The organism is uncultured Clostridium sp., from assembly GCF_937920395.1.
In the GTDB taxonomy this organism is placed as follows: domain Bacteria; phylum Bacillota; class Clostridia; order Clostridiales; family Clostridiaceae; genus Clostridium_AD.
Window position 1 is genome coordinate 1 of the sequence record NZ_CALEVF010000299.1, and the last position, 8057, is coordinate 8057.

The following is an 8057-nucleotide window of genomic DNA, read 5'->3' on the forward strand; positions in this document are numbered from 1 at the left end:
ATTACAGTAGCGGGGGCTGCTGTGGATTTAAACCACATTCCCTTTTCACCTAATAATTTAGGCACCTAAAATTATATTCAATTATATTATTATTTTATTATAATTAAGGTTCAGTGTCAATATCATTTTAAAACTTAAACCTAGAGGGGACGGTTAACAACTAATGAACCAATGTACTTATTAGCCCACAAGAAAATGAATATCATTTTGCAACCTAGGTAACAATTAAAATGATACTTATTAAGCGAGGTGATTTTATGCCAAGAGCGGCAAGAATAAAAACAGATGATTCAATATTTCATATTATGTGTAAAAGTATAAGCGAGGTAACTTTATTCAAGGATGATGAAGATAAGAGACGGTATTTGTTACTTATAAAAAAGTATAAGACACTCCATAATTTCAAGCTTTACGGGTACTGTCTTATGGATAACCATGCTCATTTAATGATTGATGCTAACGGCTGTGATATATCAAAAATAATGCACGGAATAAATTTTTCTTATGCAATGTATTTTAATAGAAAATACGCGCGAGAAGGACACCTTTTTAAAGATAGATTTAAGAGTAAAATTGTTTATAGCGACAGGTATTTAAGGACCTTATCTCTTTACATGCACAATAATCCTACAGCCATAGTTGAGTATAAAGATTCTCCTGAAAAATACATCTTTTCTAGTTTATCAATATTTTTAGGAAAAGAACCTGATTCTTTCAACCTAGTTGATTATGTATTTGTTATGAGTCTATTTGGTAAAACCCTTAAAAGTGCAAGGAAAAATTACTATGACCTCCTCTTTAGATGTAATGAAGAAAAATTAGAACAAGAAATGGAATTTGAAGATGAAAAAACAGCTTATAATAGTGAAAGGAATATACTAATACGCAACTTTAAGCCAGAAGATATATTAGAATTCATAGCATCAAAAATGAATATATCAAAGATTCATCTTCATACTAAATACAGTAGAAAGTTTGTACATGCAAAAGCTTTAGCAGTTATTTTAATGAGAAGTCTTTGTAATTTTAAATCAAAAGATATATCTATAACACTTGGAAATATTACGCAAGCTAGAGTATCCAGATTAAGCAATATTGGTATAGGTTTAATTAGTACAGAAAAAAAATATGAAAATATTATTGATGATTTTATTAAATGTTATACTTAATAAGTATTATATAGAATTTTTAAAATTTAAAAATAATATATAACTTTGTTTTTTGTGATAACCTTGGACAAGCATGGTAAATACGCTATTTATTAATACATAGAATCAAAATACTAGATTAAATAGTTAATTTAGTCGTAAAAAGGTGCAAATTCAAAAAAATTTGCACCTAAATAATAGCTAATTAATTGTTAACCGTCCCTACTTATGCATGATTAATTGCAATAAATATAATCATTGTTAAAATCTCAACTAATTCATTATTAGCTCCCAAACTATCTCCTGTAAGTCCTGTAATTTTACTCTCGCAGAATTTATTAAATAAGAAGCTTAAAAATAACCCTGGAACTATTAATATAATACTTGTTTTGATTCCTATTAATACTGTTCCAAGTATAATAGTTATGATTCCAGCTATTACCAGTCTTTTCACATCAATATTCCCAATATATATATTTCCTGAACCTTTCTCTTTAGCATTTTTTCCTATAAACGATATAAATACCACAGTAAATCTTGCAATTATTGGAGTAGCTATTAATATAAGTGGTAAATTAATTTGTATGATGGCGGTCACCGCCGCATATCGTGCTAACATATCAAATACTATAGCGATAGTTGCGAAAGTGCCTACTGAACTATCTTTCATAACCTCAATTATTTTGTATTTATCACCTTTTAATGAAAAGAATCCATCGCATGTATCTCCAAGTCCATCAACATGCAATCCTCCAGTAATAATTATAGGTATAATAACTACAAATATTGCTGTAATATTTACCGGTAGCACTTTTATTAACAAATAATAAACTACCCATTGAACTAGTCCTATAAATAATCCTACTATAGGAAAAAATATAGATCCTCGCTTAAAGTTTTCTTTCTCGCACTTTAAACTTTTATTTATAGGTATTCTAGTGAAAAACTGGAAAAACAGTAAAAAATCATTTAAATATTCTCTCATTTATTACTTGCAATGCCCTACCATTGCAAGGTTCACCTCTTTCCTAGATAATAAAAATCATTTTAATTTTAAAGATAACCCGCAAGAAACCAGATATACCTCATCACTTTGGCTTGCTATATATTGATTTACGTACCCTGCTATATCCCTAAATACTCTACTAAGTTTAGTCTCAGGTACAAGACCAGAACCTACCTCATTAGTTACCATAACTAAATTTTTATTAGATACCCTAGCTTTTAATATTAACTTTTCAAACTGAGTCTTTATATCATCTAATAATAAATCTATCTTTACCATAGACATACTATCAAAGTCCATTTTTTCCTTAAACATTAAATTAGTTATCATAATTGTAACGCAATCAAGTAGTATATTGTTTATATTATATTTTTCTATAGCCTTATCTAAATCCAAAAATCCCTCATAGGTTGTCCATCTTGCATTTCTCGAGTCTATATGTTTTTTTATTCGATTTTCCATTTCCACATCTGTAACTATTGCCGTTGCTATATATAAAACATCATCAGTCTCTTCGAAAATTTTTTCAGCAAACCCACTTTTACCACTTCTACTTCCACCAGTTACTAGAGTTATTTTACCCATATATAATCATCTCCTAGATATGCATAATAGCATCAATATATAAATTACCATATTCATATTTAATAATGCTTATATCACCATTTTTACAACCAAATTTCCAAAATAAATCTATGTTTTCATCCATAATATAACAGTATATAGCTCTTATAACGCCAGAATGAGCACATATTAAAATATTATGAACATCTAACCTTTTAATATCATCCATAAAGCTCTTAACACGTTTGCATAACTCAATATAGCTCTCGCCCTGAGGTGGTACAAATTCTTTCCAATTATCCGTCCAACACAAACATTCCTTAGGATAAAACATCTTAATCTCTTCGTAAGTTTTACCTTCAAAGTCGCCAAAATTAGTTTCATTTATTCTACTATCTTGTATAATCTCCATTTCTTTTAACCCTAAAGCTAGTTTTGCCATTTCTAAAGTTCTTATTTTATCACTAACATATACTCTATCTAGTTTAATATCATTAAAGAATTTTTTTGCCTTATTCCCTTGAATTACACCTATTTCATTTAGGCCTATATCCAAATTACCATAATAAGATCCTTTTCTATTTTCTTCAGTTTGACCATGTCTTAACAAATATATATTCATAATTTATTCGCCCCAGTCTACCCTAAGATATGTCTAAGAGATTCTCTCTTATATCAATATACTTTTTACTATCAAGCTTCGCATCTTCGAACGTTCCCATATTATCCATTGTAAACAAAGCTGCTTCAATAATATTAAAAGCCAAAGGACAACCTGAACCTTCTCCAAGTCTCATGTTTAAATTAAGCATAGGTTTTAAGCCAATTTCTTTCATTACAAAAGCTGCTCCTGGTTCCGCAGATAAATGTGATGCAAATATATACCCTATTACTAATGGGTTTAATTTATAAGCGCAGAGTGCTGCTGCTGATGCTATAAAACCATCAATAACAATAGGCACCCTATTTTTAGCTGCACCTAGAAAACAACCACACAGTCCTGAAATGTCAAATCCACCAACTTTTGAGATAACATCAATAACATCATTTTTATCTGGTTTATTTACCTCAATAGATTTTTTAATAACCTTTTTTTTATTAATAAATTGCTTTTCTGTAATTCCAGAGCCTTTCCCAACTGACCCTTCAACCTCAAGTCCAGAAAACACGCTTAAGATTGCTGCACTTGTAGCAGTATTTCCAACCCCCATTTCACCTGTTCCAAACAAATCATAACCCTTGCAAACTAAATCATCAACTGTTTCAATTCCAACTTCAATAGCCTTAATAGTCTGCTCTCTAGTCATTGCGGGTCCCTTCATCATGTTTTTAGTACCATACGCTATCTTTTTATTAATAATTTTAGGATTATTAAAATCTGCATCAACCCCTACATCTACAACAGTAATATCACTTCCTGAAAATTTCGATAACGCATATACACCTGTTATCTTTTTAGTGAAATTATTCGTGACTGTAGCTGTTACGCTTTTAGGACAATTAGATACATCTTCCTCCACAACCCCATTATCACTACACATTATAACAACATTTTTTTTATTAATTTTATTATGTATGTTCCCAGTAATTCCTGCCATCTTAGCAATGATATTTTCTAATTCACCAAGACTTCCTATAGGTTTTGATAAACTATCAAGCCTATTCCATGCCATTTTTATTGCTTCATTATTTGGCGGTTCTATACTTTCCAATGTTTCTTGTAGAAGTCCCATTTGTTTATCCCCCTGCTCATCTAAGTTTATTACATTAATAGTATTCCAAAGGAAAAACTTTTTCAAGCAAAACAAATAATTAACATCAATAATGTTAATTATTTGTTAACCGTCCCTACCTTAATCACTCTCAACAACACTAATTAGTTGTTAACCGTCCCTACTTATTCCTCAAACTAAAAGAGCAGAGACACCTAAATGTCCCTGCTCTTTATATTTTCTACTAATAAATATCGTTATCATCTATAATTGGTAAGCTTTCTAAATTATTCGCTTTATTTTGATCAGGTAGACTTCTTAGGAATTCTTCCCCTTTTTTCGAAGTTGACACAGATACTCCACTTATATTTCCTTGCTTAGCTAATGAGACAGCTTGTTCTTTTGATATTATCTCTCCATTTTCAAGTTCGTATGCGGTTATCTCTCCTTGATTGTCTTTCGCCACTTTACTAATTGTATGAGTTGAGCCTTCGCTTTTATTCATAATAACACTACCTTTCCTATTATATTAAATGCATAAGTAAATGCACTTTTATTGATAGATACTAAAGCAATATTAGATATTATATAAAACAAAGTATCTTCCTATACAGTTTTACCAATTATATTAATTTTATGTTATGTATTATTTAAATTATATGGCAATAATATGGAGAGAGTTGTTGCAAGTTATTCGCATTTAGGTGTATACTATTTGTTGCTACTATTATTTTATGCATATAATTATTGCATAATTGCATAATTAATTTTGTAATACTTATAAGGAGGAAATTTATGATTAACATAAAAAATTTATATTTTACATATACAAATTCAAAACCATACATACTAGATAACATCAATCTTAATATCAAAAAAGGTAGTTATGTTTCAATCTTAGGTGAAAATGGTAGTGCTAAAAGTACTTTACTTAAATTAATATTAAATTTATTAAAACCTAATAGCGGTGAAATAATTATAGATACATCAAGAATAGCATATGTTGCACAAAAAGTTGAAAACTTTAATGCGCAGTTTCCTATAACAGTTTATGAAATGTTAAATTGCCATAGAAAAGTATTAAAACTTAAAGATAAAGGTCTAATTTCAAAAAGTCTTAATGCTGTAGGAATGGAAGATCATACCCATACTCTTATTGGAAATCTCTCTGGTGGTCAACAACAAAAGATTTTTATTGCTAGGAGTTTAATAGGTAACCCTGAGTTATTAATTTTAGATGAACCTTCTACTGGAATAGATATTCAAAGCATGGAAGATATATATGGAATTATTAAGGGGTTAAATGTTAACCTAGGTATTACAGTTGTTTCTGTAGAGCATAATTTAAAAGCTGCATTAGATAACTCTACAGATATTTTCGAAATGAGTAATCATAGTGGAATACTTTATACTATTAGTGATTATAAATATAAAATATCCGAGGAAAGGGGCTAACTTCACTTTATGTTTGAATATGGTTTTATGCAAAACGCTTTAATTGCCTCAGTTTTAATTTCTATATTATTCCCAATTGTAGGTGTTTTTCTAGTACTCAAAAGATACTCTATGATGGGAGATACAATGGCACATGCCTCTTTTGCAGGCGTTGCCATCGGACTCGTTTTTGGTTTTAATCCTATACTTGGCGCTTTTGCGTTTACAGCACTATGTGGCTTATCCATTGAATTCTTAAGAGATTATTACAAAAAATATGCTGAATTAATATTAGCAATTATGCTTACCTTTAGTGTAGGTATCGGAATAACCTTAATAAGTACAGGTAGAGCTGGCGCTAATGTTAATTCTTATTTATTTGGAAGTCTGCTAACTGTTACACAAACCGATTTATACATAATGCTTGTCCTTAGTATTATTTCAATAATAACAATATTTTCATTATATAATCAATTATTATATATTACTTTCGATGAGGAAGGTGCTAAGGTTTCTGGTGCAAAAGTTAAGGTAATTAACTACATCTTTGCACTACTAGTAGGTGCTACTATTTCAGTCTCTCTAAGAATACTTGGAATCCTTGTTATGTCATCAATGATAGCCCTACCTGTAGCAACAGCCCTCCAGTTAAATAAGGGATTTAAGAGAACTTTAATCTACTCTATAATGTTCGGTTTCATTGACATAATTTTAGGACTTGTCATCTCTTACTACTTAGATTGTGCGCCAGGAGGCAGTATAGCTTTAACCTCTGTTTTTGTATTAGTGGTTATAATCAGTAGTAAAAAAATATTATCAAGAGATTCAATGTAACTTAGAATTATCTAGTATTACATGTAGTCCAAATTAGAATTATAATTGAGGTGTCTATTATGTTACAGGCTATAAAACTAAGAAAATCCATTAGTAATTATAAAAATATTAATGTATCCCCGAAGCATTTACAAAAGATTAAAACTATTATATTGGAAGTTAACGATAATAAATTCTACCTATTTTTAGAAAACAAAAATATTTTAACTAAAAAAATTCTTAAAGACACAAATCACATTGATATGGGCATAGGACTTAGCCATTTATATAATTCGGCAATTGAACTAGGATACATGGTTGAATTAAAAAAAGCTCCACATGATGAAATAGGAAGTTCTTAGTATATTATAAGTGTCATCTTAAATAAAGGTTAAAACAAAAACTATGAACGCAGTTTATGCTAATCATAGTTTTTTTAATATATACAATTACTAAAATTTTTATTTATAAATTTTTTCTAAAGACTTTGCTTCTAAAAGCATCTTCTCATCATATCTTTTATGACCCATTAACTTAAAAATAATATCATCTCTTTTATATCCTACATCATTTTGATTAACGATAATATCAGTTTTTCTAAAACCTTTACCATTTAACTTATAGTCCTTAAATAGTCTTTTAATAATGCCCTTATTTATTTTAAGCAAAACTTCTAATTCTTCAATAGAATAAATCTCTTTTATTAAAATGTTTTCAAGTTTTCGCTGCATATCAATTTTATATTCTAAATCTAATCGCCTATTCTTATGTGGACCTGTCTTCCCCCTATGATGCAATGTACAAAGGTATCTAAAGTTAAGTGGGAATTCAATGCCACCTTGGCTTTTATAAACTATATGATGTTTATCAGCTAGCTTTCCACATACTTCACATGTTAACAAGATATCCCTCCTTTAAATTCTCTCCTTCGGATATGCATTAACGACTTCATAAGGATATTTAAAAATCCACCTAAGTTTTATTTTTGCTAGTATATTTTACTCCCACTTATATAAATGGGAAACTTTCCTTTTGAAATGTCGTTAAAATACTAAGAGGCAAAACAATTATTAGTTGTTTTGCCTCGTAATATTTATTGAATTTATATTTTATGATATGAATCTTCTACTAGAATTTATAGTTTTTAAGTTTATCTCCTAATATATCTCCTAGAGTTAATCCACTTTCTTCTTCTTGCTTATAATCTGAGAAATCTTCATTTCCTCTTGCTGCTTCTTTAATACTTAGGCTTATTCTTCTATCTTTTTCGTTTATTTCACCGATTTTAACTTTTACAACTTCTCCAACTTTTAATACGTCAGAAACCTTTGCAATACGTTCTTCTGATATTTCTGATAAATGAACTAGTCCTTCAACTCC

11 protein-coding genes and 1 riboswitch are annotated in these 8057 nt (G+C 29.4%); of the genes, 4 read left to right on the top strand and 7 right to left on the bottom strand.

The genetic code is table 11. The features are described 5' to 3' along the window. Positions 1–84: riboswitch (cobalamin riboswitch) on the bottom strand. This riboswitch is flagged as partial in the annotation. 146 nt (positions 85–230) lie between these two features. After that, complete coding sequence (locus Q0649_RS18995) at positions 231–1169, top strand: transposase (protein WP_298845646.1); 939 nt, start codon at positions 231–233, stop codon at positions 1167–1169. A 205-nt stretch (positions 1170–1374) separates the two neighbouring features. On the opposite strand, the gene cobS is transcribed toward Q0649_RS18995, so the two are convergent. The 5 genes from cobS to Q0649_RS19020 all read right to left on the bottom strand — a co-directional run bounded on the left by cobS (position 1375) and on the right by Q0649_RS19020 (position 4935). After that, positions 1375–2133: an adenosylcobinamide-GDP ribazoletransferase gene (cobS, locus tag Q0649_RS19000; RefSeq protein WP_298845648.1), complete on the bottom strand. Its 759-nt coding sequence runs from the start codon at positions 2131–2133 to the stop codon at positions 1375–1377. A gap of 57 nt (positions 2134–2190) precedes the next feature. Next, positions 2191–2739, bottom strand: a complete 549-nt coding sequence (gene cobU, locus Q0649_RS19005) for a bifunctional adenosylcobinamide kinase/adenosylcobinamide-phosphate guanylyltransferase (protein ID WP_298845650.1) — start codon at positions 2737–2739, stop codon at positions 2191–2193. 13 nt (positions 2740–2752) lie between these two features. Next, on the bottom strand, positions 2753–3340 hold the full coding sequence (locus Q0649_RS19010; RefSeq protein ID WP_298845652.1) for a histidine phosphatase family protein: 588 nt from the start codon (positions 3338–3340) through the stop codon (positions 2753–2755). Positions 3341–3362: 22 nt separating this feature from the next. Continuing rightward, positions 3363–4451 carry a nicotinate-nucleotide--dimethylbenzimidazole phosphoribosyltransferase gene (cobT, locus tag Q0649_RS19015; RefSeq protein WP_298845654.1) on the bottom strand — a complete coding sequence of 363 codons (1089 nt, stop codon included), beginning with the start codon at positions 4449–4451 and terminating at the stop codon, positions 3363–3365. A gap of 223 nt (positions 4452–4674) precedes the next feature. Beyond that, the gene (locus Q0649_RS19020; RefSeq protein ID WP_298845656.1) at positions 4675–4935 is read right to left on the bottom strand and encodes a DUF3892 domain-containing protein; all 261 of its coding nucleotides are present in this window, start codon (positions 4933–4935) and stop codon (positions 4675–4677) included. A 290-nt stretch (positions 4936–5225) separates the two neighbouring features. On the opposite strand from Q0649_RS19020, the gene Q0649_RS19025 reads away from it, so the two are divergent. The 3 genes from Q0649_RS19025 to Q0649_RS19035 are packed head-to-tail and all read left to right on the top strand — an operon-like array spanning position 5226 to position 7039. Beyond that, a complete protein-coding gene (locus Q0649_RS19025; RefSeq protein ID WP_298845658.1) occupies positions 5226–5885 on the top strand; it encodes a metal ABC transporter ATP-binding protein in 660 nt (219 codons plus the stop codon). A gap of 9 nt (positions 5886–5894) precedes the next feature. Then, positions 5895–6698 (top strand): metal ABC transporter permease, encoded by an 804-nt coding sequence (locus Q0649_RS19030; protein WP_298845659.1) that lies wholly within the window; start codon positions 5895–5897, stop codon positions 6696–6698. Positions 6699–6757: 59 nt separating this feature from the next. Further along, positions 6758–7039, top strand: a complete 282-nt coding sequence (locus Q0649_RS19035; RefSeq protein WP_298845661.1) for a hypothetical protein — start codon at positions 6758–6760, stop codon at positions 7037–7039. 99 nt (positions 7040–7138) lie between these two features. On the opposite strand, the gene Q0649_RS19040 is transcribed toward Q0649_RS19035, so the two are convergent. After that, positions 7139–7579, bottom strand: a complete 441-nt coding sequence (locus Q0649_RS19040; protein WP_298845662.1) for an HNH endonuclease — start codon at positions 7577–7579, stop codon at positions 7139–7141. 226 nt (positions 7580–7805) lie between these two features. After that, the coding region (locus Q0649_RS19045; RefSeq protein ID WP_298845664.1) for a S1 RNA-binding domain-containing protein at positions 7806–8057 on the bottom strand (252 nt) is incomplete at its 5' end.

What these genes read in the sequence shown, in the direction of transcription:
- Q0649_RS18995 (WP_298845646.1), top strand. Translation starts at nt 231, where the DNA reads ATGATACTTATTAAGCGAGGTGATTTTATGCCAAGAGCGGCAAGAATA.
- cobS (WP_298845648.1), bottom strand. Translation starts at nt 2,133, where the DNA reads ATGAGAGAATATTTAAATGATTTTTTACTGTTTTTCCAGTTTTTCACT.
- cobU (WP_298845650.1), bottom strand. Translation starts at nt 2,739, where the DNA reads ATGGGTAAAATAACTCTAGTAACTGGTGGAAGTAGAAGTGGTAAAAGT.
- Q0649_RS19010 (WP_298845652.1), bottom strand. Translation starts at nt 3,340, where the DNA reads ATGAATATATATTTGTTAAGACATGGTCAAACTGAAGAAAATAGAAAA.
- cobT (WP_298845654.1), bottom strand. Translation starts at nt 4,451, where the DNA reads ATGGGACTTCTACAAGAAACATTGGAAAGTATAGAACCGCCAAATAAT.
- Q0649_RS19020 (WP_298845656.1), bottom strand. Translation starts at nt 4,935, where the DNA reads ATGAATAAAAGCGAAGGCTCAACTCATACAATTAGTAAAGTGGCGAAA.
- Q0649_RS19025 (WP_298845658.1), top strand. Translation starts at nt 5,226, where the DNA reads ATGATTAACATAAAAAATTTATATTTTACATATACAAATTCAAAACCA.
- Q0649_RS19030 (WP_298845659.1), top strand. Translation starts at nt 5,895, where the DNA reads ATGTTTGAATATGGTTTTATGCAAAACGCTTTAATTGCCTCAGTTTTA.
- Q0649_RS19035 (WP_298845661.1), top strand. Translation starts at nt 6,758, where the DNA reads ATGTTACAGGCTATAAAACTAAGAAAATCCATTAGTAATTATAAAAAT.